Annotated in this window: 26 protein-coding genes; 1 reads left to right on the forward strand and 25 read right to left on the reverse strand. The window is 30.0% G+C overall.

All coding sequences use genetic code 11. From position 1 onward, the window contains the following. Positions 1-223 precede the first annotated feature (223 nt). From ACJDTP_RS20805 to ACJDTP_RS20915, 23 genes are all read right to left on the reverse strand, one after another. Entirely contained in the window at positions 224-1,954 is a 1,731-nt protein-coding gene (locus ACJDTP_RS20805) for a methyl-accepting chemotaxis protein (RefSeq protein ID WP_406762315.1), read from the reverse strand. A gap of 29 nt (positions 1,955-1,983) precedes the next feature. Continuing rightward, a complete protein-coding gene (locus ACJDTP_RS20810) occupies positions 1,984-2,925 on the reverse strand; it encodes an L-lactate dehydrogenase (protein WP_406762316.1) in 942 nt (313 codons plus the stop codon). Further along, positions 2,922-4,097: an aminotransferase A gene (locus ACJDTP_RS20815; protein WP_406762317.1), complete on the reverse strand. Its 1,176-nt coding sequence runs from the start codon at positions 4,095-4,097 to the stop codon at positions 2,922-2,924. The genes ACJDTP_RS20810 and ACJDTP_RS20815 overlap by 4 nt, the downstream gene beginning before the upstream one ends. Before the next feature lie 101 nt (positions 4,098-4,198). Beyond that, positions 4,199-5,176: an NAD(P)-dependent oxidoreductase gene (locus ACJDTP_RS20820; protein ID WP_406762318.1), complete on the reverse strand. Its 978-nt coding sequence runs from the start codon at positions 5,174-5,176 to the stop codon at positions 4,199-4,201. Between the two features lie 112 nt (positions 5,177-5,288). Beyond that, positions 5,289-6,566 (reverse strand): aspartate aminotransferase family protein, encoded by a 1,278-nt coding sequence (locus tag ACJDTP_RS20825; RefSeq protein WP_406762319.1) that lies wholly within the window; start codon positions 6,564-6,566, stop codon positions 5,289-5,291. A gap of 125 nt (positions 6,567-6,691) precedes the next feature. Further along, on the reverse strand, positions 6,692-6,856 hold the full coding sequence (locus ACJDTP_RS20830; RefSeq protein WP_406762320.1) for a hypothetical protein: 165 nt from the start codon (positions 6,854-6,856) through the stop codon (positions 6,692-6,694). 27 nt (positions 6,857-6,883) lie between these two features. Then, the gene (locus ACJDTP_RS20835) at positions 6,884-8,557 is read right to left on the reverse strand and encodes a M20/M25/M40 family metallo-hydrolase (protein WP_406762321.1); all 1,674 of its coding nucleotides are present in this window, start codon (positions 8,555-8,557) and stop codon (positions 6,884-6,886) included. 95 nt (positions 8,558-8,652) lie between these two features. Then, positions 8,653-9,303: a GntR family transcriptional regulator gene (locus tag ACJDTP_RS20840; protein ID WP_406762322.1), complete on the reverse strand. Its 651-nt coding sequence runs from the start codon at positions 9,301-9,303 to the stop codon at positions 8,653-8,655. A gap of 211 nt (positions 9,304-9,514) precedes the next feature. Continuing rightward, positions 9,515-10,354: a transporter substrate-binding domain-containing protein gene (locus ACJDTP_RS20845; protein WP_406762323.1), complete on the reverse strand. Its 840-nt coding sequence runs from the start codon at positions 10,352-10,354 to the stop codon at positions 9,515-9,517. A 57-nt stretch (positions 10,355-10,411) separates the two neighbouring features. Then, positions 10,412-11,092, reverse strand: coding sequence for an amino acid ABC transporter permease (locus ACJDTP_RS20850; protein ID WP_406762324.1), 681 nt, complete (start codon positions 11,090-11,092; stop codon positions 10,412-10,414). 79 nt (positions 11,093-11,171) lie between these two features. After that, positions 11,172-11,894 carry an amino acid ABC transporter ATP-binding protein gene (locus ACJDTP_RS20855; protein ID WP_406762332.1) on the reverse strand — a complete coding sequence of 241 codons (723 nt, stop codon included), beginning with the start codon at positions 11,892-11,894 and terminating at the stop codon, positions 11,172-11,174. 310 nt (positions 11,895-12,204) lie between these two features. Further along, positions 12,205-13,140 carry an AEC family transporter gene (locus tag ACJDTP_RS20860; RefSeq protein ID WP_406762325.1) on the reverse strand — a complete coding sequence of 312 codons (936 nt, stop codon included), beginning with the start codon at positions 13,138-13,140 and terminating at the stop codon, positions 12,205-12,207. Between the two features lie 27 nt (positions 13,141-13,167). Beyond that, on the reverse strand, positions 13,168-14,310 hold the full coding sequence (locus ACJDTP_RS20865) for an iron-containing alcohol dehydrogenase (RefSeq protein ID WP_406762326.1): 1,143 nt from the start codon (positions 14,308-14,310) through the stop codon (positions 13,168-13,170). A 256-nt stretch (positions 14,311-14,566) separates the two neighbouring features. Next, a complete protein-coding gene (locus ACJDTP_RS20870) occupies positions 14,567-15,715 on the reverse strand; it encodes a HipA domain-containing protein (protein WP_406762327.1) in 1,149 nt (382 codons plus the stop codon). Positions 15,716-15,749: 34 nt separating this feature from the next. Next, on the reverse strand, positions 15,750-16,289 hold the full coding sequence (locus ACJDTP_RS20875) for a hypothetical protein (RefSeq protein ID WP_406762328.1): 540 nt from the start codon (positions 16,287-16,289) through the stop codon (positions 15,750-15,752). Then, entirely contained in the window at positions 16,283-17,035 is a 753-nt protein-coding gene (locus ACJDTP_RS20880) for a ParA family protein (protein WP_406762329.1), read from the reverse strand. Before ACJDTP_RS20880 ends, ACJDTP_RS20875 begins: the two co-directional genes overlap by 7 nt. Before the next feature lie 297 nt (positions 17,036-17,332). Further along, entirely contained in the window at positions 17,333-17,578 is a 246-nt protein-coding gene (locus ACJDTP_RS20885) for a type II toxin-antitoxin system Phd/YefM family antitoxin (protein ID WP_160361697.1), read from the reverse strand. Positions 17,579-17,984: 406 nt separating this feature from the next. Next, positions 17,985-18,437, reverse strand: coding sequence for a hypothetical protein (locus tag ACJDTP_RS20890; protein ID WP_160361696.1), 453 nt, complete (start codon positions 18,435-18,437; stop codon positions 17,985-17,987). Between the two features lie 92 nt (positions 18,438-18,529). After that, positions 18,530-19,264: a hypothetical protein gene (locus ACJDTP_RS20895; protein ID WP_160361695.1), complete on the reverse strand. Its 735-nt coding sequence runs from the start codon at positions 19,262-19,264 to the stop codon at positions 18,530-18,532. Between the two features lie 94 nt (positions 19,265-19,358). Beyond that, entirely contained in the window at positions 19,359-19,598 is a 240-nt protein-coding gene (locus ACJDTP_RS20900) for a hypothetical protein (RefSeq protein ID WP_160361694.1), read from the reverse strand. A 62-nt stretch (positions 19,599-19,660) separates the two neighbouring features. After that, positions 19,661-19,987 (reverse strand): helix-turn-helix domain-containing protein, encoded by a 327-nt coding sequence (locus tag ACJDTP_RS20905; protein ID WP_160361693.1) that lies wholly within the window; start codon positions 19,985-19,987, stop codon positions 19,661-19,663. Positions 19,988-21,927: 1,940 nt separating this feature from the next. Continuing rightward, the gene (locus ACJDTP_RS20910; RefSeq protein ID WP_146868983.1) at positions 21,928-22,281 is read right to left on the reverse strand and encodes a hypothetical protein; all 354 of its coding nucleotides are present in this window, start codon (positions 22,279-22,281) and stop codon (positions 21,928-21,930) included. Between the two features lie 119 nt (positions 22,282-22,400). Further along, positions 22,401-22,565, reverse strand: a complete 165-nt coding sequence (locus tag ACJDTP_RS20915; RefSeq protein WP_279269435.1) for a hypothetical protein — start codon at positions 22,563-22,565, stop codon at positions 22,401-22,403. A gap of 213 nt (positions 22,566-22,778) precedes the next feature. On the opposite strand from ACJDTP_RS20915, the gene ACJDTP_RS20920 reads away from it, so the two are divergent. Continuing rightward, on the forward strand, positions 22,779-22,952 hold the full coding sequence (locus ACJDTP_RS20920; protein ID WP_171781449.1) for a hypothetical protein: 174 nt from the start codon (positions 22,779-22,781) through the stop codon (positions 22,950-22,952). 1,800 nt (positions 22,953-24,752) lie between these two features. Here the strand turns inward: ACJDTP_RS20920 and ACJDTP_RS20925 are convergent. Next, entirely contained in the window at positions 24,753-25,229 is a 477-nt protein-coding gene (locus ACJDTP_RS20925; RefSeq protein WP_406762333.1) for a transposase, read from the reverse strand. A 655-nt stretch (positions 25,230-25,884) separates the two neighbouring features. After that, the coding region (locus ACJDTP_RS20930) for a peptidoglycan-binding domain-containing protein (protein ID WP_406762330.1) at positions 25,885-26,767 on the reverse strand (883 nt) is incomplete at its 5' end.

The following is a 26,767-nucleotide window of genomic DNA, read 5'->3' on the forward strand; positions in this document are numbered from 1 at the left end:
AGATCTTTCCCTTTCTTTTCTTCATGGAATAGTTTAGCTTGTACTCATTATGTTTAGTTATTCATAAATTGTGCTTTATCCTAAATATAGAGCCAGCTTGTGGATATTTTATTCCGTTGGTCTATGCGTGGTTGACTCAAAGTGTAGTTGCCGGGTGGGACAGGTTGCATATCCTAAAACAAAAGGGATAAAAAATAGAGTTCCCTTTTGTTTTAGGACAAATTTATATTTTAAATTTCTGAACCATTTCATTAAGCTTTTGAGCAAGCTCTGCTTGGCTTTGTGCTGTTAATGCCACTTGTTCTATTGCTTTTGTTGCTTCATCCATGCTTTCTTTTATTATTTCTGCTTCTTCACTTGATTTTTGTGAAGCTTCTGACATACTTTGTACTGCTTCACTTACTTGTCCAACCGTAGCTGTTATTTCCTCAGACATAGAAGCAATTTCCTCAGACATTTTGCTTACAAAATCTGAATCATTATAATACTTATTACCTGTTTCTCCATAAGCATTAAATTGTTCATTTACATTTGTATTTATAAATTCTAATATGTCTCTACCTGTATCAATACTACTTTTAAATGCCATCTGAACTTTAACAATAGTATCTTGAATATTTATTACTGCTTGTGAAGACTCTTCTGCGAGTGTTCTAACTTCTTCTGCTACTACTGCAAAACCTTTTCCCTGATCCCCTGCTCTTGCTGCTTCTATTGCAGCATTTAATGCAAGTAGATTTGTCTGCTCTGCTAAACTTCCTATAGTATCTGCCATAACTTTTATACTATCTACTACTTTTCCATCTTCAATAGCTTTTTTCATCTTTTCTTGTTTTTCAGCATATATTTTTCTAGTTTCATTTATAGCATTTTGACTATTATTTTTAACTTCTGTAGCTCTTTCTTTAGATTTATTTGCATTATTACTACCTTCCATAGCTCTAGATGAAAGCACATTGATACTTGAATCTACTTCTTGAGTGGATTCACTTATTTCCTCTGATGCCCTACTAGACTCTTGCATACCAAAAACAATACTCTCTACTGCTTTATCTATAGTTATAGTTTTTGATGATAATTCTTGAACTGTCGCTGAAAGTTCTTCAGATGATGCACTTATATCCTGTGAATTTTCCAGAATTACCTTTACTAAATCCCTTACATTTTCCTGTGCCGCATTTAACGCAATTGTAGTTTGTCCAAATTCATCCTTTCTTGCAATAACTAAAGCTTCTGAAAAATCATAATTTGATAATCTCTGTGCAAAACCTTTTATTTTATTTAATGGAATGATTATACTTTTGCTTAATATGTATGCCATAAATATTATGACAAAAAATGCTACAGATGTATAAATTATTATTTTATACATAACGTTATTAAATTGAGCAATATTATCTAAATTACATTGTTCTGCTGACTGTTGATTTATATCAATACATTTTTGTAATCTTTCAAGCATAGAAGTTCTGCTTATCATAACTTCTGAATTATAGATCTTAACTGCTTCATCATAGTTACTAGCTTTAACAAGTTCTATAACCTTAGTTCTTGCTTCTAGATATCTTATTAATTGTTTATTAAAATCCTCATAAATTTTAGATTCTTCTTCTGACCTATCAGAATCTAAATCTAGTATATTTTCATATTCCTTTTTCAATTTTTCATCTTCATTTGTTAAATAATTTATAATTTTTATATGATAATCTAAATTGGATATATTTCTTTCAAAAAGAATTATAAGCATATTAGCTCTAATTTCATTTACATTACTCGATATTTCTTCTAAATCCTTAATAGCTGTTAAATTATTACTATACATTTTCTTTGCACTATTATTTATGATTGCAGAACTTAATATTCCCTCAAACCCTATTAAAATCATAAAAGTACATACTATTGAAAATACTATAATAAGTTTTTTCTTTACTGCTAAATTAATAAAAAATTTCATTTTAATTCTTCTTTCATTTCAATGCAAATCTATATATTATATATTTTATCTATATTTCTTTTAATTACACTACAGCTATTAACAAAATCATCTTGTTCTTCTTTTGTTAAATGAATTTCAATAATTTCTTCTACTCCATTTTTACCTATTACACAAGGTACACTTGCGTAAATATCTGCCTGTCCATATGATCCATTTAACATAGCTGAACAAGGTAAAACCTTTTTTTCATTATGGAAAATTGCTTTAATTATTTCCGTTGTTGTTGCACCAATGCCAAATTCAGTTGAACCTTTTCCAAGAAGAATACTCCATCCAGCTTTCATTGTTTTAAAAGCAATTTCTTTTAAATTAATTTTTCCATATGTTTCTGATTTTTCTTTCATAAGTTCCAATAAAGGTTTTCCATTTACTGTTACTGTACTCCAAGGAACCATTTGACTATCACCATGTTCTCCTAAACAGTATGCTTGTATACTTTTAGAATCTAATCCTGTTCTTCTTGAAATTTCACAGCGAAGTCTTGCTGAATCCAAGGCAGTTCCTGTTCCTATAACATTTAATCCTGTTTGTTTTTTTACATAATATGCAATAATATCACACGGATTTGAAATTGATAGTATTATTCCACTAAAGCCACTTTCTTTAATATGAGGAACTATTTCATCTATAACTTCAATATTATTTTCTAATTCTTCAAGACGATCCTCTTTAAAAATAGGTTTACTTGCACTTATTACTAAAATATCTGCATCTATTATATCCTTATATGTTCCAGATATTACATTTACTCTATGAGGCATATATACAATCGTATCTGATAAATCCTGTGCATGACTTTCTGATTTTTTCTTATCAATATCTATTAATACAAGTTCATCACATACTCCCTGTGTAATAATACTACTTGCTACATGAGATCCTACATGGCCTATTCCTATAATTCCAATTTTTTTAGTTTTAATAATCACTTTCTAATAACCTTCCTTTCTAATTCTTTAATAAACCTTCTCATACGTTTCATTGCTTCTTCTAATTCTTCCATTGAAGCGGCATAAGAAATACGTATATATCCTTCTCCATAACTTGAGAAAGCATTTCCTGGAACAACAGCTACTTGTTCTTTTTCAATTAGCATTTCTGCAAATTCCTGTGAACTTATATTAAATTTTTTTATTGATGGGAAAATATAAAATGCCCCCTTTGGCTTTACAACTTCTAATCCCATTGAAACTAATTCATTATAAACAAAATCTAATCTTTTTATATATTCTTTTTTCATATTATCAGCATCATTTATTCCAACTGTTAAGGCTTCTAGTCCAGCGTATTGGCTTATTGATGAAGCACATGTTAAACTAAATTGTTGAGCCTTTAAAATTTCGTTACTTAAATATTGTGGTGAAAAGATAAATCCTATTCTCCATCCAGTCATTGAATGAGATTTAGCTAATCCGTTTATAACAATTACTTTTTCTTTAATACATTCATATGAAGCTATAGAAGTATGTTTATTATAATATGTCAGCTCACTATATATTTCATCTGAAAGAATAAAAATATTATAGTCCTTTATTAATTCAGCAATTTTCTTTAATTCATGCTCATCAATTATACTTCCAGTAGGATTTGAAGGAGATGCTAAAACAATACATCTTGTTTTAGAAGTTAAATGTTTTTTTATCATTTCTGCAGTAATTACAAAATCATTAGATGATGTATCAACATGAATTGGAATAGCTCCACATAATCTAATTAATGGTTCATATCCAACATAAACAGGTGCTGGTAAAATCACCTCACATCCTTCTTGTAAAATTGTACGAAAAGTAATGTCTAAAGCTTGAGTTGCTCCATTAGTAACAATAACTTCAGTTTCAGGATCATATTTCACATTGTATTTAAGATCAAAGAAATTACTAGCTGCCTCTCTTAATTCTAAAATACCTGCATTACTAGTATATCCAGTTAAATTATTGTCAATAGCATCTTTTGCAGCTGTTTTTACATGATTTGGTGTGAAAAAATCAGGCTGACCAACGCTTAAATTAATTACATTTGGATATAATGCTGCTTTATTTGACATTTCTCTAATAGGTGATGGTTTAATTTTTCTTATTTCTTCATTTATTAAGTTATACATTAATCTTCCTCCTATCCAGTATCTATGTATTTGCACTTACACAAATGCAAATATTTCAATTTAATATTTTTTAAATTATTTAAAATTTGATACGTTTGAAATTAATTTACAATTATATTTACTTTTTCCTTTTCATCATTTAAGTAATGAACTATGTTTTCACAAGAAATTCTTTGTAATTCTCTTATAGATGTTTCTGAATAAAAAGCTGCATGAGGTGTTATAATAACATTTTCTTTACCTACTAACTTATTTTCTTTCAGATTTGGATTTTCTTCACTTAATACATCTAATCCAGCTCCTCTAATTAAATTATTTTCAAGTGCCTTAAGTAAGTCATCCTCATTTACGCTGCTTCCACGTCCTACATTTATAAAAATAGGATTTTTCTTCATTTTCTCAAATTTATTAATTGTAAAAAAATTATTGTTTTCTCTATTTTGATTCATATGATTAGAAATAACATCTGCATTTTGCCAAATATAATCTGGATCAACTATTTCTACTCCAAGTTTTTCTGCTTCATCTTTATTTGCATAAGGATCAACTGCAACAACTTTCATACCAAAGGCAAGTGCTCTTTTAGCAACAGCTTTTCCAATTTTACCAAAACCAAAGATTCCAAGAACTTGTCCTTCTATTCTTAGGAGACCTGATATAGAGTGGTATTTCCATATATTTTTTTCATCTATATCATTTATATAGTGCTTAATACCCCTATTTAAAGCTAAAATAAGTGAAAGTGTATGATCTGCAACTTCTTGAGTACAATATTCTCCAATTGCACAAACTCCTATATTTTTTTTACTTGCTGCATCTAAATCTACACGATTATATCCAGTAGCGTTTATTGATATACATTTTAACTTTTCAGCTATGTTAATTATTTCTTCATTAATATCTAAGAAAGCTGTTAAAATTGCATCTGCATCTTTTATAACTTCAATAAATTCTTCTTTATTTCCTGAATACTCATATGTAATAACTTGAGCATTTTTAATTCTATTTAAGAGAATTTGTTTTTCATATTCTAGTTTTCTATCTAATACATTCTTATAATCACAAATTACTATTTTCATTCATTTTCACTTCCTTAATGATTGCTTTTAAATAAAAATATAAAGACAAAGCTTTAAAATTTATATTTACCTTTGTCTTTATATTTTTTAATATTTCTTATATTTTTCTAGTCTATCCTTGTGCTAATATTTCATCTATAATATCCATTGCTATATCAATTTCTTTTTCAGTTACAATTAATGGTGGAATAAAACGAATAACATTTTTATAAGTACCACATGCTAAAAGTAATAATCCTTTTTCTAGTGACTTTATTCTAAGCTTATTAGTCATTTCTGTATTTGGTACTTTATCTTCTCCTACAAGCTCAATTGCATTCATTAATCCTAATCCTCTAACATCACCGATTATATTAGGATATTTTTCTTGCAATTTATATAATTTTTCTCTAAAGTATTCTCCCATTTTTTTGCAGTTTTCCAAAGCTCCATCTTCTGTAAGAACCTCTATAGTTGCAAGAGATGCTGCACATGCTACTGGATTGCCTCCGAAAGTACCACCATGAGCTCCCTTAGCCCATTGTTCCATATACTTCTTTTTCCCTATAACAGCACTGATTGGAAATCCTGATCCTAGTCCTTTTGCTGAAGTCAATATATCTGGTTCTACTCCTAACGTTTGATATGCATAAAGATTACCTGTTCTACCAAAGCCAGTTTGAACCTCATCAAATATAAGCATTATTCCATATTTATCACATATATCTCTAACATATTTTAACCATTCAATTGGTGGTACTACATATCCACCTTCCCCTTGTACAGGCTCTAATATAATTGCTGCTACTGAATACGGATCAACTAGCTTATAGAATATATCATCAAATTGTGTCATGTATTCTTTTGGACAAGCATTACCTTCTTTTTTGTATGGAGTTCTATAAAGATTAGGATATTCTGCAAAGTAAACACTTGGTAAAAGTGCTTCATAATTTTTTCTATAAGCCGAACTTGATCCTGTTATTGATGCACAGGCAATTGTTCTTCCATGAAATGAATCTTTAAATGCTATAATCGCTGGACGCTGAGTTACGTATTTAGCAAGCTTCATAGCACCTTCATTTGCTTCAGCTCCACTATTGCTGAAATATACCATATTATCTCCACCAGTTAATTCAACTAACTTTTCTGCTAAAGTTACATATGGTTCATAGTATAAAACATTATGACATCCATGTATTAACTTATCAGTCTGCTCTTTAGCTGCCTTAACAACTTTTGGATGGTTGTGACCTATGTTACAAACTGCAATTCCACTTGCAAAATCTAATATTTCTTTTCCATCTTCTGAAGTTAGATAACACCCTTCTGCCTTTGTTATGCCTAAATCAGTTACTCTATGTGCCATTGGTGGCATTACTTTTTTACATCTTTCTGCTAAACTAGTCATATTATTTTCCTCCTATTTATTTCATTAAATTTAGTCGCTTGCAGAATGCTGCAAGCATTCATTTTACTGATTTTTAAACATATATACTTATATGTTTTCCTCCATTACGAATCAAATTTACTACTTTAAATAAACAATAAAGTTAACTGATTAATATATTCATGTAATTTCAAATCGCTCATCTCATTAATGTTTTTATGTGGAAAACCCAAATATACTTCCACTTCTTGAATAACTTCTAAAGTATCCATGTCACGTGGAAATATCATACCTTCTTTCAATTGCTTCATTCCTTCCTATATTATTTTATCAACAGTTTATAACTTATTAATTCTACAATCGTCTAATTTCATTAAATTCTTTTCTATCATTTCTATTACAACCTTTGGTAAAACTCCAAATGAATATGGCATATGCACACGTTCTGTCCACTTATGTGGGTCTTTACCAAAACATCCTATATTAATACTTGGAATATTTAGCTCTTTAATTGTATTCATAGGCACATTGTATAGTTTTCTCATATTAGGGAAATTACTTACCAAATTATCTATTGATTCATTATCATCATCAATTTTTACATAACTACTATCAGTTAGACATGCAAAAAACTTTAATATCTTAAACTTTTCATCAGTTTCATTCTCATACTTTTCTAATACTTCTTTTAAATCTTCTAATATTAATTTTTCTGATGCAACTTCTTCATTTATTGTATTGTGTGGACAATATGGTGTTGCAAAGAATACAACTACAGTAGGAGTTCTAATTCCAGCAATTTCACATAAATGTTTGGTAATTTCTAACGATATTTCACGATTATCTACCCCTTCTTTAATTAACCTTAATGTTAATTCGTCTATATAACTATCAATATTATACTCATAAACTTTCTTAGCTAACTTATATACCTCATTGTACCCTAATACTTGAGTATTATATTTTATTTTCGTATACTGTATACTAGATAAATCACAATAACTTTTATATCTTTCATTAATTATATCCATAACATTATTCATTGCTTTATCTGCTGTATTCTTTAACATATTAAGAATTTCTGTAGTAGATCTATGAGTTACCATAAAATTAAAATATACAAAGGATGAAAATGATGTTTGAACATTATAGCTAGGCTTTAAGTCTTTTAACTTCAATACAGATGGAGGAGCTGTATATTCACCGTCTTTACCATCGCAAAATTCAGGATTCAAATTAATCATTCTCACTAATTCTGATGCTACCATTGAAGCCTCAAAGCCTTCAAAACATTGGCCAACATGAGCTTCCTTTCCTATTACATAGAAGCATGGAAGCACTTTTCCTATTGATCCAGTATATATATATCTTGTCTCATCTTTTGGATAAAGCGGACTTACACAATCACTGTTTATAGTAAATAAGTAATTTAGACTTTCTTTTTTCTTTAGGTTTTCAAAAACTTCTAAAGCTTCTATTATACCTGTATGAAGATTTTCTTCTACTGGATTAGATGAGAATAAGATATTACCATCGATTTCTTTTACTCTTTCACTTAAATACTTCATAACTACCATAAAGACAGCAACTCCGCCTTTCATGTCTAAAGTACCACGACCAAATAAATAATCTCCTGATTCTAAATCTTCTTTTACGTCTTCACTAAGATCTGATTTTATATTTTCTAATTGTTTTATTAATTTATCACAATCAAAAGCATATTCTTTTAATTGTCCATAATCATCTACACCAACGGTATCCATATGTCCATGTATTATAATAGTATTCTTACTTGTACCCTTTTCTCCTTTTATTAAAGCAAATACATTTTTTCTGTTAAGCTCATCATCACGAAGATCTTGAGTAAATACTAATTCTGGATGTTCCTTAAAATAAGGAATCTCTTTCAAATAATTTTCTATAAAAATTGCTGCATCTTTTTCGCCAGTAGTAGAGTTTATACTTGAAATTGCCACTAATTTCTTAGTAACTTCAATAATTTCATTATACATACTCATCTTCCCCCTTTTCATTGTATTCAATAATCTTAAAGTACTAACTAAAGTAAATATTTAAATGAATATGGTAAAATGAAATTCTTTTTAGTTTAAAATAAGAATCTATCACGTACATTGCCCAAATGTTCATTCATAGCTTCTTTTGCTATAGAAAATTCACCATTTTTCAAACACTTTACTATTTCTTCATGTTCTTCAATTGCTTTCATATTACTTTTAATTCCTGGTCCGGACAAAGAAAGAAATCTTCTTACAACAAGATTTGCTTTTCCTACCATTTGCATTAAATATTGATTTTCAGTATACTCAGCAAGTTTAGTATGAAATTCATAATCTAAAGCTAAAAACTCTTCATTTTTACCATTTTCAAAACTTATCCTTTGTTTTTGATTAATATTCTCTAAATACTCAATCTGTTCATCTGTTATCTTACCTTCAAGTAATGAAATAACAACAGGCTCTAATGATATTCTTACAACAGTAATATCCTTCACATCTTGTGAGCTGACCTCTAACACAACCACATTTTTATTGTCATTTACATAGGCAAACTCTTCATATATTAATCTACCTAAAGCTGCCTTTATTGGCGTTCTACTTATTTGTAGTTGTTCAGCTAATTTTTCCTCTGTAAGAAGATCTCCTGGTTTTAATTCATTTGCTATAATAGCTTGCTTTATTATCTGATATGCTTTATCTGATAATGTTGTATTTTTATTAATAGCTTTTAATCTATTCATGTATTCTTCTCCCTTTTCATGTTTATCCATCCATTTTAATAATTATAAGATAGAATTATTAAACTTATAACAATTTACACCAAATTCTTCTATATATTAATATAAAATTTTTATGCTAATACTTTAACTTAAAGACGCATATGAATACAGGAGTCTTGTAATATTTTTATTCCTTTATTCTTAATACATTAAATAAATTAAAAGCTTTTTGTTACTTTAAGTAACTTGATGCAAGTTCGCTATATTCTTTAAACCATTTATCAATATTTCCATTGTCTTTGTTTTCTTTTATAACTTTGTTCATTAATGCAACTAAGTCTTCCTTACCTTTTTGAGTTGGAATTGCTGTTGGCTTTAATTCCTTATCTAATGATATATCACTAAATGTAATTTCTGGATATGCTAACAAATAAGGTGAAGCAACAGCACTTTCAACTACTACAGCATCAACTTTACCAGTCTTAAGCTCTAATATACAGTCTGGAACTTTTGTAAGTGCTACTATTTCTCCTCCAGATATTTTTTCCTTAGCAAGAGTTTCTTGAGTAGTAGACTTTTGTGCTGCAACTTTCTTTCCAGCTAAATCATTAATAGTTTTATATTTATCCTTATCTTCTTTTCTTACTATAAGTTTTTGTTCAGCTTCAACATAATTATCTGAAAAATCCATAGTCTTTTTTCTTTCATCTGTAGGTGAAACCCCGCCTATAATAAAATCAACTGACCCTGATCCTAATGCAGAAAGCATTCCTTCAAAATTAGTGTTTGTCCATTTAAGTTTAACTCCAAGCTCATCAGCAATTGCCTTTGCCATAGCAGCATCTATACCTGTTAAGTCTTGATTAGGACTATTAATATCTGTAAATATATATGGTGGATAGCCTGTTGCTGTTGCTACACGTAATTCTCCTCTGCTTTTTATTTCATCGATTGTTGCTGTGGAAGATTTATTATCTCCTTGTTTTTGTCCAGAATTTCCACACCCTACAGCTCCTACCATTAAACCAACACCTAGTAATACACTTAATATTCTTTTTGTTATTTTTTTCATATAAAATTCTCCCTTCAATTCATAAAAATTATTTTATGTAAATTTTTTATATACAAATTAATTACTTTTAGACATTTTCTGTTCCAATGCACGAATGACTAATGATACTATAAATGTAATTACAAAATATATTACTGCTACAACAAATAATGGAACAAAAGCCATAAAGCTTACACCACGAATACTATCTGCTATATACATAAGTTCTGCAAGTCCTATAGTTGACACCAATGATGAAGTCTTTATTAATCCTATAAATTCATTACCCAAAGCTGGTAAAATATTTTTAATAGCTTGTGGTAAAATAACCATTCTCATTGATTGTATGTGATTAAATCCTAAAGAACGGGCAGCTTCCATTTGTCCTTTATCCAGTGATTCAATACCACTTCTTATTATTTCACATACATATGCCGAACTATTAATCGCTAATGCTAATACTCCTGATATTACCCTTTGAGAATCTAGTCCCATAATGTTAAACGACGGAAATTCTATTCCTAAAAGTGGTATTCCATAAAAAACTATATATATTTGAACTAGTACTGGTGTTCCACGAACAAATGCAACATATGCACTTACTATATATCTTATTACCTTTGTTTTCCCAGTTCTTAGCATTGCTAAAATTGAACCAATAATTATACTAATGATAATCGTTATTAATGATACTATTATAGTAACCTTAGTTCCTGATACTAACATAGAACCAAATTTATTAAAAAACTCTAGATTCATAAGTTATTCCCCCCTATATTTTTTTATTTAACTTAAAATAAAAATCTGGTATTCTGTATACAACTATTTTAAAAAAATATTAAAGCACTTTACTCAAAAATGATCGTATACGTTCATTGTCATTATTATTAAATATCTTCTCTGGTGTATCTTTTGCTATTATTCTTCCTTCATCCATAAATACAACTTTTGTAGCTACTTCTTTAGCAAATCCCATTTCATGAGTTACTATAACCATTGTCATTCCTGACTTTGCAAGATCTTTCATAACATTTAAAACTTCTCCAACCATTTCAGGATCTAAAGCTGAAGTAGGTTCATCAAATAGCATAATATCTGGGTCCATTGCTAATGCTCTTGCTATTGCTATTCTTTGTTTTTGACCTCCAGATAACTTATTAGGATAAACATCTTTTTTATCTAGCAAACCTACCTTCTTTAATAAATCTTCAGATATTTTCTTTGCTTCATCACTAGGTATATTTTTTAATTTTTGAGGACCCATTATAATGTTCTCCTCAACAGTTTTGTGTGGAAATAAATTAAAGTGTTGAAAAACCATTCCAATTCTTTGACGTATCTTATTTATATCAACAGGACCATGAAGAATTTCTTGATCTTCAAATAAAATTTGTCCTTTACTTGGCTCCTCTAACTTGTTTATACATCTTAGTAAAGTACTCTTACCTGATCCAGATGGGCCAATAATTACAACTACTTCACCTTTTTTTATATATAGCTCTACATTTTTAAGAACTTCCAGTTTCCCAAACTTTTTTGATATCTTATTTATTACTAATATTGGGTCTATATTAGGATTAAAATTCTCATTAACAATTTCTTTGCTCATAAATAAATTCAGCCTCCTTTATTTTTCTTAATTATAAAAATATGAGGATATCATTTTTGATATCCTCATTATCTTTTCGACAAAGTTATCTCAGATATCTAGTTATCCTGACATCTTTGTCATATTTATTAAATTTAACTTTAATTTTATAATAGAAATTATATTATTATTTTTTCGATTTGTGAACTATTATTTTGAATTTTATCAAAATAAGTTTTTTTATGTAAATTTATGTATAATATTATGTTTTTAATACTTATATTTAAATATAAGTTGCAAGCATGGTTATTACTGGCAGAGTTATTACAGATAACATAGTCGACATAGCCAGTATTTCTGCTCCATATGAATCATCCATATTCATTTTAGATGACATTAAGATTACAGAAGCTGCCGCTGGGCATGCACTACACAAAATAACAGCTATAGCAACATTTCTAGAACTATCAAACCACACTGATACCCCCATAACTTTAATTATAATAAGCATTAGTATTGGAAATAATACTAGTCTTAATGTTATGGATTTATATATTTTTATATCCTTTATAGTATCTTTTATATTTACTTGAGCTAAAAATACGCCTGTTATAATCATAGATAATGGTGTATTTAATGATGCTAAGTAAGATACTGATTCTTTTGCAACTTGTGGTAATTGTATTTGCGAAAAATAACATATCAATCCCACAATTGTTCCTATTGTGCCTGGATTAAAAATAACCTTCTTTATATTAAGACTTTTCCAATCTGAAAGCATAGCTATACCATTTGACCACAAGAAAAGATTAAATATTGTTACAAAAGCTGTTCCATAAAAAATACCATTATCCTTTAATATTGCATAAAGTAAAGGAAATGCCATAAAACCACAATTTGAATAAACAGCCCCCATTCTTTCTATACAATATAACCTATCATTCCTCTTTTTAATAAATATCTTCACAAGTGTTGTTGCTAATATATGAAATATTATAGATAATCCAAATGCTAATAATAATCCTTTTGAAACTTCTTTGTTAAAAGGACGTATATATGCATTAATTAGCAAACATGGTGTAACTATAGTGAGAAGAAAATTACTAAAATACCTAGTAGCATGAACTGTTATGATTTTTTTTTTGCAAGTAACAATCCCAACACCTATAAGTATAAACATTATTATTACTTGTTTGGCTACAATGAGAGAATATTCCATAGAATTTCCTCCTAGAAATTATTTGATTTAAAATGTTATTTCTTCTCCATAATAAACACAATTAATAATTTTTCTCATGTCTTCTATAGAAATTTTAATAGGATTAACTACTGTTGATCCTTTCATAGCATTATTAACTAATAAGTCATAATCAGCCTTAAATTGTTCTTCTGTAATACCTGTATCCTGTATACAGCTTGGTAGCCCTAAATCTTTATTTATTTCCTTTACCTTAACTATAATATCGCTACCAATCATTTTAGAAAGAGTTTCATATCGTTCCTTAACTTCAGGATCTTTTTTATTATAATCCATTGAATATGGCAATATAATTGCATTAGTTAATCCATGAGCTAAATTATATTTACCTCCAAATGCGTGAGATATTCCATGAACCATACCTAAACCTGCATTTGAAAATCCCATTCCTGCCATACATTGATAATTATGTACCTTTTGTCTACTTTCTGCATCACCTTGTTTACATGAGATTGGAAGCCACTTTATTATACCTTCAATTGCTCCCTTTGAAATAACTTCTGTAAAATCATCTAAACTTTTATTAATATAACATTCAAGAGCATGAGTTAATGCATCAATACCTGTTTCTACTGCTATATTATATGGTAAAGTGCATGGAATATTTCCATCTAGAATTGCTATATCTGGTCTAAGACTCTCTGCCTTAATTGCAAGCTTAATACCTTTTTCTTTAAAAGTTACTACAGATACATGAGTTACTTCTGAAGCTGTACCTGAAGTTGATGGAATTGCTACAAATTTTGTCTTATATCTTTTTTGTGGTAAATTTTCAGTAAAGACATTGTCAAAGTTCAATCTTGGATATTCATAAAATAATGCCATTACTTTCGCAGCATCTATAGGTGAACCTCCACCCACTGCAACTACTAAATCTGGTTTAAACTCATTAAACTTTTTTACTCCATCAAGTACTTCTTCAGTTGTAGGATTCTTTCCAATTCCTGAATACAAACAAATATTTTTACCCTCTTTGGTTAAATATTTTTGTACTTTATCAATAATTCCTGTTTTAATCATTGAAGTTCCACCAGTTATAATTATTGCTCTTTCAAAATCTATTTCTTTTAAGTATTCTAGTGAATTTATTCCTGTAACTAAACTTTCGCCTTGTAATTTTAAACTTTTCATAATACTTTTACTAACCCCCCTCAGCTAAAAAAAAGACGTTACGAGCTATTAGCTCATAACGTCTTTGTTATCTTGTATGTAGTATACAGTACTTTTTTGTATATGTAAATATACTTTAAAAAATTATTTTTGTATACGCTATTTTCACTTTTGATAACTTAAGAACGAAAAAATGACTTTAAAAAAATTTCTGAAATAAGGCACATAAAACAAAATAGGCTAGTATGCTAACCTATTTTGTTTCACATGCCTTATTCTAAAACTCCTGCATCATCCTACATCTACTTTTTAGCAAATTAACCATAGCCTTAGCCCTATATTCAGGAACCATTGAAAAATCAATTTTTTCAATACTGTTTGCTAAAATATTGGCCCAGTTTTTATATTTTCTAGGATCTTGTTTTATTATTTCTTTTGCTTGGGCTTTATTATCAATATCAAAGGTTCCAATCATACTCTTACTATAATCATAATCTTTAAAGTCTTGCTCCATTTCAAAATTTAAAAGAGAATATCCATTATCAAATATTGGAGCCAATCCTTTAATGCTGCCAGTATCATTATTAACCAAGAATCCAAAATTACTAAAATGTCTATCCTTATTTTCTATTATAAAATCAAAGACCATAAGATCATTAAGCTGAGATATGCATCTATCTGGAATTACTCTGCATACATCGTTATATCTCCACTTAGTCTTACTTCCAAGCTCCCTAGTTAAATATTCTGTCATTGTAAGATATCCAAACTCTTCTGATGTAAATAGCTTGCTCCTTACACATTCTATGTCATTCCATTTAACCATTTCATATTTAACATAATCTAACCCTAGCACCGCAGCTACCTGAAAAGCCACTATTTCTGAATACATTTCATTACCAGCATTAGCGTATCCATAAGTATTTGCTTTGTAAAGGTATATATCACCATCAATTATTCTCCAGGCTTTTCTAAGCATACCTTGTGTTGTAAGTTCTGGAGTCTTTATCTTCCCCCCTAATGATGACGTGTTTCCAAAAAACGATATGAGGCCTAAGTTTTCTTTAAATCCTTTATATAAATTTACATCGTCCCATCTTAAAGGACTTCCATTTATATTTAACTCATTTTCTTCTCTTATCCAATAAGTGTCATTTAAACTAGTACCATGATTAACTAATAATAGATTAAATCGTTCCTTACTATCTAGATTAAGACTTAAAAGAAGTCTATCTATATGTTCTCTGCTAGTAGGTATTGCTCTACTATTAACCCATGTATCTAATTCATTGCTATTCTTTGCAATCAAATAAGGTCTTGTTTCATTTTTATATTCTTTTATTATTTTAAATTGACCTTCTAAGGTGTCAGTTTTTATAAATTCTAATACTATATTATCTTTATTCATTAATTGATATTTAACCATTATATTTCACCTCCATACATTTAATTTTATAAGTCTATTTATATAAGTTTTTCTCTAAGTCTTTCAATACTTTTTCTAATGTACCATTTAAATATATATCAACAAATTCAGCCTTTTTATACCCTAAAATTTCTGATATCCTTTCTATTTTTTCCACTGTATCTTCTGATAAATTGTAATTAGGTCTTACTCTCTTATCACTAGTAAACTTTGCTATTATGTCCTTTTTTCCAAGAGTAATCGACTTTATTATATTAACACTTTTAGTTACTTTTTTTGTTACACTTTTCGTGTCATTTTTAGTAACTTCTATTGTTTCATTACTTGTTACTGTTTTAGTATCTTCAATAGTTACATTATTAGTTACTATATTAGTATCATTATTATTTACATTCTCAGTTACATTTTTTGTATCATAATTAGTTACATCTTCCGAACTATTGTTTGTATCATTATCTGTTACATTTTCATTGATACTATTAGTAACAAAACTTGTTACTAAATTTCTCTTTTCAGTATCATTTAACGGTTTAGCCACAACCGGTTTTATTATATCTTTCTTTTTTCTTACCATGACATTATCTCCTTTGCTACATTGTTGTAAGCTATAGCACCATCAAACTTTTCACCAGCATATTGAGTTATACTTTCAAACCTCATTACTGCATCTTTAAATTTAGTGCTAGTTTTAATATAGTCTGGAAAAACATAATACTTTTCTTTTAGCATCTCAGCTACTTCCCTGCTGTGATTAGCTCTGCCATCATACATAGTTATAAGTACTTTTACATCTTTTAAATTCTTATTAAATTCTTGCACTTGCTTAACAGTTTCATTTAATATTCCAAGAGCTCTATAAGAAAGATACGACGCATCAGTTGGAGCTATTGCATAATCTGATGCAAATAAAGAATTTATTGTAGTATTTCCAAGGGATGGACTATTATCTATAAGAATATAATCAAAAATTTTCTTAGCGTCTTCAAGAGCTTTAGAAAAAACTGTTTCCCTTCCCATGACTCCCATTAAATACATTTCTATAGTTGAAAATTCTATGCAGCTAGGAACCATAAATAAATTATCATTTCCCGTTGGAACTATTACCTCCTCTAATTTCATCTCTCCCCTAAATACATTCTCTATACTTGCATAATGTTCTAGTGGATCAAGTCCAACATAAACACTCAAACTACTTTGAGGATCCAAATCTATTATTAATGTTTTTTTACCCATTTTACTTAATTCATATCCTAAATTATATGTTGATGTTGATTTTCCTACTCCGCCCTTATTATTTAAAATACTAATCACAATGCCCATTTTTGTCACTCCTCTGTATATCATTTTCTTTAATTTTGTTACAGATTCTGTTACAATTAATCTAATATTTGTTGTAACATATCTTATAACATTGCTTGTAACTCAAATGGTTAATGCCAATCTACTATTTGAGTTACTATTTTTTTAACTAGACTTGTTACTAATTATGTTACAAAATAAGTTACTATCTATAACATAACTCAGTACATATATTGTTATCTAAATAGTTACTAAAAACGTAACATTTTTTAGTTACGAATATAGTTACATATTTTTAATATTTTATATAATTTATATCTATAAATTAATCTCTTTTAAATCACTATTTTCCAGTTGTTTTAGCGATTTATAGAGCTTAATAAAATACTTCGGATCTTTTAAAATTTTTATATTTTCAAGCATATTGTTGTACTCATTTTGAGATATCAGAACAACATTTTTATTATCTTTTCTAGTTATAATTACAGTTTCATCTTCATCATTTACCTTATCACAATACGCTTTCAAATTTTCACGGACATTCGTATAATTAACTGCTATCATTTAATCATCTCCTTATTAAATTGTACAATATTTCGTACAGTATTATTATAAACTATTTTTTAAACCAAGTGTATAATACTTAAGTTTTCTTAATCTATTTTGTTAAATTTAATATTAATGCTCCAAGAGATAAATCAAAAGGATGCTATAGCTGATGCTCTTATATCATATATGTCTAAATAAATAGAAAAACTCATGGCAATTACACATGAGTTTTTTTATTTATTATTATAGCTAAAACCAATACTTATTGAACTCTTACAAAAATAAAAACAAGAGCACTAAACTCTTGTTGATGAACAATATAAGAATGCGAACTAACTAACCGATAAATTGAAATTTAACTGCTGCATTATGCTTATTTGGTGAGGTTATGCACGAAAACCCTCCGCTCTTCTTGTTGTCATTATTGTTGCTTTTTGAGTTTAACCGTTGTAGTCGTGCCCATAGCGGAAGCTTCATAGCTTAATACGCCATTTTCGTATTTCATAGTTTTAGTATCATCACTCGAAGCGAGCAAGGCACTCTCAGTTTTACTATGATCATTTTTCGAAGTCCATGAATAAGGTTCGTCAGCAGTTGTTGGAGCGACAAAAGAACCAGCCCAATAAAGTGATTTTGTGTCTCCATTATCACTTACCCAGTAAATTGTAATCGTATCACCGTTTATTGTTGCAGCTTGATAAGACTTATCAGATTTGCTATTTTCTTGTTTCCATTCACCTGTCAAGTCTGGTATTTGCTTTTCAGGGTTATTACCTCCATTGCCAGAGCTTGTCGGTGTGGAACTACACCCAGTAAATATTGTTATGAGCAGAGCCACACAAAGGCTAACTATCGCCTGTTTTTTTATTTTCATTTTCATTATCCTCCTATTTTTTAGTATAGTCTTAACTTAAGAAAGTATCCGATAAATTGGAATTCACTACTATTGTAGCTAATTCAGTAGGCTTATTCTTCTACAATATTTTTTAAGCGCTTCAAAACGTTGCGACTGAATTGCCTCAAAACAGCAGCGTTATTGTATGGCGCATTGCAAACAAATTTATCTGTCAGTTCTCCTGTAGCATTTTCGAAGTTCCAAAAAGCGTTCCATTTCGTCTTTCCAGAATTGGACCTAAAAGTGACCTGAACAGCCTTATCAAAAACATCTATATTCACAACATCAGGAGTCTCTTTGGCTGCATCCTTTAGAATATCAGCAAACTGAACCCCACTAACACCTTTTACTTTATCACACCAGTTCGGGAACTCGCTAATAATAGAGTCAGCTGACCACACTTTGAGAAAGTCATCAACAAGCACAAAACCATTTTCAAGTTCGTACTTAGCGCTTTTTAATATTCCATCTGTAATCTTTCCTTCAGCAAGCGCGCGTTCCAATTTGAATTTATCTATCTTAGTCAACCAATTCTTGCTTTCTGTTTCAGCAGTTTTGCCAACATTGTGTATTACATCGGTGCTTCGTTTTATAGGGATTTTTTTTGCAGACTTAGCTAAATCACTAATGGCATTGCTTCGTGATTTACAAAACAAACCGATTGCTACGATTGCTGCTGCGGCAACTCCGCCAATAACTACGTTTTTGACAAGGTTATCCCTTTTAACTTTGCATTCTTCGCAGAGTTTTTTAGTGTAATCATCGGATAGCTCATTACTACACTTTTGGCACACTTTCTTTTCCATAAGCAATTGCCTCCTTTTTATATGAATTTCTTAAAAATTTCTTCTTTTGATGATAACATATTGTCCCTTCACTTATTCAAATTGGAATTTATAGCTATAGCCATTTTTCTACGAAGTCATCGTCATAGTCTTCTTCGCCATTCATCATTTGATTTGCTCTACCTAAATTACCATTCGATACATATTCAGGATCATAGTCATATATCGCGCAATCGAAGCATAGTGATCCTCCGATTTCCTCGTCATAATTATATTCCCCATCGAGTGCATCATTAAATTCCATTCGCGTGTCTGAAATATTAAATTTCTTTCCACAGTTAAGACATTTTGCCATGTTATTACCTCCATCTTCATATTTAAGTCCATTATAATTTACAACCAGCGAAGTCACTCATGTTAATCTTTATCATTGATTTTAGACATGCTCTGTTCCATCAAAGCGTTTACCGCAGAAGAGAATACTTCAAGTCCTGACACCACACCTGGCAGGATAGGAGACTGATTATCTGCTTTTTCTTTATTGGTAAGTTCTGTTTCAAACAGCCAGTCCAATGAGGTGTTCAGTACCTTAGCCAATGCTATCAGTTTGTTAGTTTCGGGATATGCAACGCCTTGCTCCCATTTAGAAACAGCCTGTCTCGTGACATCCAATAATTCCGCTAGCCTTTCTTGGGATAGATGTTTTTCATTTCTGCTTTGTTTTAAGTTCTCAGCAAAACTCATATGGGCACCTCACTTTGTTATTGCTTGCTATTATTATAAATCTATTTTCAATTTCAGACCAATAACCTGAATTTGCATTTTCGCAACTTGAGGTTGCTTTATAATATCACAATAAATTCTAATTTGTCTATATCGTATCAAAAATGTTTTTATTTTGTATTAATTTACTATTCTGAAATACTTTATAGCTAAATTATACTATTGTCTACTATTGATTACCATTTCTCAGTATAGATTTTATCAAAATATTGATACTACCTCTATTACTAATAAGTGTTTTAAAAAAATCTTATTGCTTATTAAAATACCATCTAACACATGCATATAACACACCAAAACCTTTATATATAAGTGTTTGAAGAATAATGAAGATATTAATATACTTCAAGCCAAAGTATCCATACGTATTAAATAAACCTCTTGAAGAAAGATTTAATACGCATCTTATTTATGCTGCTTGAGCTAATTAATATCTTTAGAATCTGCTCGGATCCCCTCGTAATTTAATGTTTCTCTCTGCATTCTTCACTCATAATTTTATCTTTAATTCCAGGTGCGGAAAGAAACAATCCGTTAAACCTTTCCGCTATGCTCCAAGCTCTAACATTGTTACTTTCCTTAGTGGATTCTCCAAATAAAGCTAGTGCCTTAAAGGCTTCGCCTTCAAGTCAAAGGTAGTAATAAACAAGCTTATTTTTATTCCATAATTGATAAAGAAGTATGTTGATAAAACATTAATCTACCTTAAGATTATTTCTTTAAAGCTTGCCTATTACCTTAAATTAACTCGCTACGCTCACACAAAAGTAAGAAAAGTAAAAGCCATAGTTAATATTTCTTATGTTTAGATAAGCTTTGTTCACTTAGCATATGAAAACTTATTATATAGATTTATGGCTTGTACTTTTCATTGATGAGATGGCCTGCGGCAGCAAGGAATAAATATATAAAGCCCACTTCGTGGTCTTTATGGCATGGCCACTCAATTTCTTAATATATTACGTACGTAATAACTAGATATCTATATAACTAGATAAGTAGATTTCTATATTACTATATATATTTTTAATAGCATTACACCTATATACACATTTTTTAAAGGCCAGGCTTTTTTCTTTTCTCTTATTCATGGAATAGTCTAGTTTGTACTCATAATGTAACCTTATTCATAAATTGTTCTTTCCTCTATGTATAGAGCTAGACAAACAATAACTTATCCCGTTGGTCTATGCGTGGTTGATTCCAAGTGTGGTGGCGGGTGGGACAGGTTGCATTTCCTAAACTAATAGGGATAAAAATAGTATTCCCTATCAATTTAGGACAAGGTAACTAGTCCCACCCTAGGAAAATACTAAAACTTTAGTATGTAGGTCAGACAAGCTGACAAGGCTTTTGGTGGGCTTGGACATGCACTCACAAATGTAACAGAGATATATTGAAGTGTAAGTGCAAGTCCATCTTGTACAGGCATAGCTATAAACCTTTATAGTATAGGAATTAAATCCCCTCGGTAAATCCAATCTCTAAAAATAATGAATAATATTATCTGGAAATTATTTTTAGGGATACGATTTATCCTCGCTGTTACTTACTGTTAGATAAGAAAAAGTATCAAAAAGCCTATCCAAGACCGCCCCCTGTGTGATGCTGGAGAACGCCTTTAACAAGTTTTTTCAACCACCAGGGTATATTTATTCAAAATTATAGTAAAGACACGCTATGCTTTTGGTCTTGACTATAATTTTAAATAAATATGCGTAGTCAATATGAAAAATCTATGTGGTCGTATGGTGCTCGAAGAGACAAGCTTTGCTTGTCCATGTTTATGAGTGGTGGGTGGGATTTGATAGCCCTAAAAGATTTTCCGTTTTTTAAAGATGCGGTTAAGTCTTTCCAAATTTTTAAATTTATTCATAGGGGATTTCTCCCCCCTTATGTACTTAAAACGGCAATTCATCTGAACCTACACATTTTAATACGCTCTCATGGTCCTTTAAAAGTTGCTCTTCCCGAATCTCTTCCCAGTCAATAAAATATCCTTCCTTTTCTCTTGATCTTATAGATTTCCACGTTTTATACTCTTTATCAGTAATGCTGTAAATGCCTTTTCTGCCTATATGCTTATTAAACGCTATAGTTAAACCATAAATACTTAAACGTGCTCCATTAAATTCTATAAGTTTTTCACCAGTTTTAAGCCTGTAAGCAACCTCTGAAAAGTTACAATCTTCTAAGTTGCTTAAGGATTGATACTCTGCGATTAGTGTTTTAGTTAAATATTTTCTTTTATCCATTTCTGACTACCACCTTTCGAGTACCTCACCCCTTATTTATATTGTACCCATTTTAAAAAATCTTATACAATTTTTGGTACAAAAAAGGTATCCATTTTGGAATACCTTATGTTGAAATTTTATCTACCTAAACACATTTTCATATATGCCCTTAGGGACTCGGCCACGCTTTTTCCATTTCCATAACAATATTTTTCAAAGTCCGTATATAATACCACTTCACATTCAAAATGAGCTTGCTTAGTTGGCGGTTTTACTTTCTTAGGCCTATATTCATTTGGCATGTTTTTCCCCTCCTTTGGTACCCCCATAAGTACACGTTTATTGTATGTTTGGAAGAACCTTTCATAATTATTACACTTTGCTATATTGTGCCCATATAACCAGATTATATACAATAATTGGTATCAAAAATAATACATTTTGGTGCAAGCAATACAGAATATATGTTCCCATTTTAGGGAATAATTATAATATAAAGATTTGGAGGTCTTAACATGAGATATTTTACATTTACCAAATGGCTTACTACTAAAGAAAGCTTTAATTCACTTACTCACTACAAACAATGGCTTTCTTTTTTATCCAAAGATGAAGCACAAAAAACTGATTTATATTATCATGAAAAATACTCACATTGGCAAAAATGTCTGCAAAATGAATGGGATTAATTCTAGTCCCTGCACCTTTTTATTGTCCAAAGTGGACAACCTTGAGAACCTGCATAACTGGACAAGCCATTGGCATGTTTTTGACAAAGACTATACCTCATAATAAGTGTTATATGTAAAGAGCAAAAGCGCAGCGTATCTTTATATATAACACTTATTATGATAGACTTGTGTTCCAAAAACACCTATACCTTATTTGTAAGATTTATACTCTCTTAATCCTTGCTTACAAAGCAATTCACATAAACTAGCTTGTGCTCCATTACTGTCAAAATATGCATCATCCAAGTTTCTACTAAAACTATCTCACCCTTTCTCTACAATAGTTACAATTCTATTCACAATTGGGGCGGTCTTGTACTAGTCTGCGGCTTGTTCCTTTATGGAGTTTGCGATTGGATTGGAGTGAAGTTGTGTCTTTTAGCTAAAAATATCTACATTCTTTAAATTTCAAAGATATTTTTTGCTATAGGACACAACGAGCGGAAAAACAAAAGCGAGCCCATAATGGGACTCGCATGCAGGCCTGTATAAGATGGACATGCCATCGCACTTCAGGAAAATTTTCCTCTATACTTGTGAGGGCAGGTCCAAGTCTCCAATTTCCTTGTCAGCTTGCCTGACCTACTCTCTCTAATATTCTTTCTTTAATTCACCTTAAATCTTCTCTATAAGCCTAATTTTGCCCTTGTGGCACAAAATAATTTAATGTATGTCAAGATAGCCTGTACATTTAGCTAAATAACGTTTCCCGAAGTGTTCTAGCTGAAATATAAAGAATACAATATCATTTTTACATTTTCTTAAGTAAAATCTAATAACAAAAATAATATCATAATCTTTAATTATTTTAGCTTTGACATTATCGGGACAACGACTTATTTAGCGAAGTGTACTTGCCTTCTGCGCCCATCGGGTACCCAAACAAGGGACTAGTCTAATGCATAATAGCTCTTAGTATATAGGATGTTGGAGCTTGCCGGAAAACTCCTATATGCTTAGAGATATATGCTGTATGACCTGTCCCTTTTTGGGTGATGGATTAAGCGCCCAGAGAATTACTGAATAAAATAACTTATCCTTTAAAAAATACGTATATAGTAGTAACTAATGTATCTATAGGAATAAGCATATATGATTAATCAGATGTATATGAATATATTAATAATTACTTACGTAGAAAAATAAGCAAAAACTATGGAGTGGCTCAGCCACAAAGGAGCACGCAGTGCTCCTTAATAAATTTATTCATTGCTGCCGCAGGCCATAAAAACATTAAGAAGTACAAGCTATAAGACGATACTTTCAGGTAATTTATACTAGATGAATAGAGCTTATAAAAAATGCTTAAATGTCTTGTTACAGCTTGTACTTCTTTTCATTTGCTTGAGCGTAAGCGAGTTAAAATCAAGGTAATAGGCTAACTTTAATAAAATAACCTGCAGCTGGGACTATGCAATATCAACACACTTTTATATAAATACTGCAGCAATAATAAGCTTGCCTATTACTTCCTTATTGGCATTAGTTATCTCTTAAATCTATGAATTTCTATAAATAAAAAGAATGATATACTAGTGGATAATAGATCATTCTAAATAGTGGTTATTATTTATTTAATAAGGGGTAAATAATGTATAACTATCTTATACATTTATGATATAGTATTCTAGGTTGTTGAATAACTAATTTTTACAAATAATTATCTAAGAAATTATAGATTTCAAGGATATTTTCTAGTTTTTATCCCTTGCTGCTTTTTATTAAATTCATCTATTAAGTATGCTAATAATACCCACTTTATATGACGTCCGTATCAGGCTTACCATAAAGTCTTGGGTTTTCTAAGTTATATAATCCCTTTGATACAGAGAATAATTGCTCTATTTTTAATCTATTTTTATATAATTTGGATCCGATATGAGATTGAATAAACAAAGCATTTTCATATCGTTTATCAGTAAACAACTCAATACTTTTAGCCTTACGTATATTTATATCAGTTAATAAATTAAATTCTAAGCTAGAAGCAATTTCAAACCATTCTACTGAATTATATACTGCATCTGCAAGCACTAAAAATGGATTATAAATTTTAGCTTCATATAGTAAATCTGAGACTTGATTGTCATAAACATTGGCTGTTGTTAAATGAAAATATAAAGGAATTATAATATCACTAACTGCTGCAATACAGTGTAGTTTATAACCTTTATAGTATCCAGGGCGTGTACCCTTGCCGTATTTAGCTTCGCTATCGTATTTTGAACTTCTTATTTATCTGCACAGTGCTGTAGTATAGTATTACGTATAAAAAATACCACGAATTTACTCTGCATAAAGCAATACTTCAAAAACAATATAACTAATTATAGTTTGAATAATTTAGCTATACATGGAATATATATTCAATAAAAAAACAAAATAATAATAAACGGGAGTATATATTATGAAAATAAAGAAATTTTTAATATATATTCACCTTTACTATAATTGCAGAAATACAACCATCTCCAATTGCTGAAGTTCCAGAACAACAAATATTCCCTATTTCAACCACTTATAAACAAGGTATCTATTCACTTTCTTTGTTCAATTGATATGAGGTTCCTGCGAAATTATAACTCAAAATGCCACTGCTGCCTTAATAACAGCTGATAGTATCGGTAAGCTTATGCAATTTATACACTTAGATGAAACGGATGAAATTGTAAAACTAGGCACTCTTCATGAGGGAGATATTGGGATAGTGCTCGGCACTGGAGAAGTAGTTGTTTCTCCCTTTAAATAACTACTTAATGTAGCGATTGTAATCACTCCACACATTACATTAAGATTATCCTTTCAAATTTTTTACATGATTAACTTATACTATCTACAATTTGTTCAATTTTAGAATTGCGTAAAAAAATATTTTTTTATCTTAATTTATTTAATAATAAAATTTTGGAATTCCTCTTTTATTATCCAAGCCAGGTATAATTGGAGGTATAAACATATTTTGTCTCACTATTCGACTTGATTCAGTAGTAGTAAGTTCTGAAAGTCTTGTTACTCCAACATAAACATCCGATATCTTATACCACGTTGCATAATCAACTATTCCTGTTTGTGGCAATCCAAATATTTGTTGAAATGTTTTTACTGCTTCTGCAGTTTTCGGTCCATAGAGCCCATCTTCTGCAACTTTGGGAATTAGTGGGTAATCTCTAGCTATTCTATTTAATTGACCTTGTATTGCCTTTACTTCTGGACCAGATTCTCCAATGACTAAATTATATCCTGGATATGACATTGGGCGTCCAGCAACCTTTTCAGCTGTAACTAATTCAATATCATTTCCATAATAATATTTTAATATTTCAAATGGTGCTTTACCTTGTTGTGCTAATTCTTGACTTCCCCATTGGCTTAACCATTGCGGACAAGTAACACTCTTTCCATCACAGTATTGGGTTAAAAGAGGCTGCTTCTTTCCAGTTCTTTTCACATAGGTGGAGAAAACCTCATCTACAATCTGACTTATATTATCATAGATATTTCTGCCATAATTAAATGCCTGGTCATAAGCTGTAGAGCTTGTAATATCAAAGTTCTTACCCTTACCTCTATACCACTCAGTAAAAATTCTATTTAATGTAAAAGATATTATACAAAAAATATTTGCTCTTAATGCTGACTCTGCCCAAGTTGAATATATTTCACATGAAGCAACATTTTTAATATAATCTTTAAACTGTACTTTATAGTTTGGTGCTGATGGATCATCTGGAACTCCTTGATGGACAATAACATATTCTGGAACTACAGGCTCG

The organism is Candidatus Clostridium helianthi, assembly GCF_045310795.1.
Classification (GTDB): domain Bacteria; phylum Bacillota; class Clostridia; order Clostridiales; family Clostridiaceae; genus Clostridium; species Clostridium helianthi.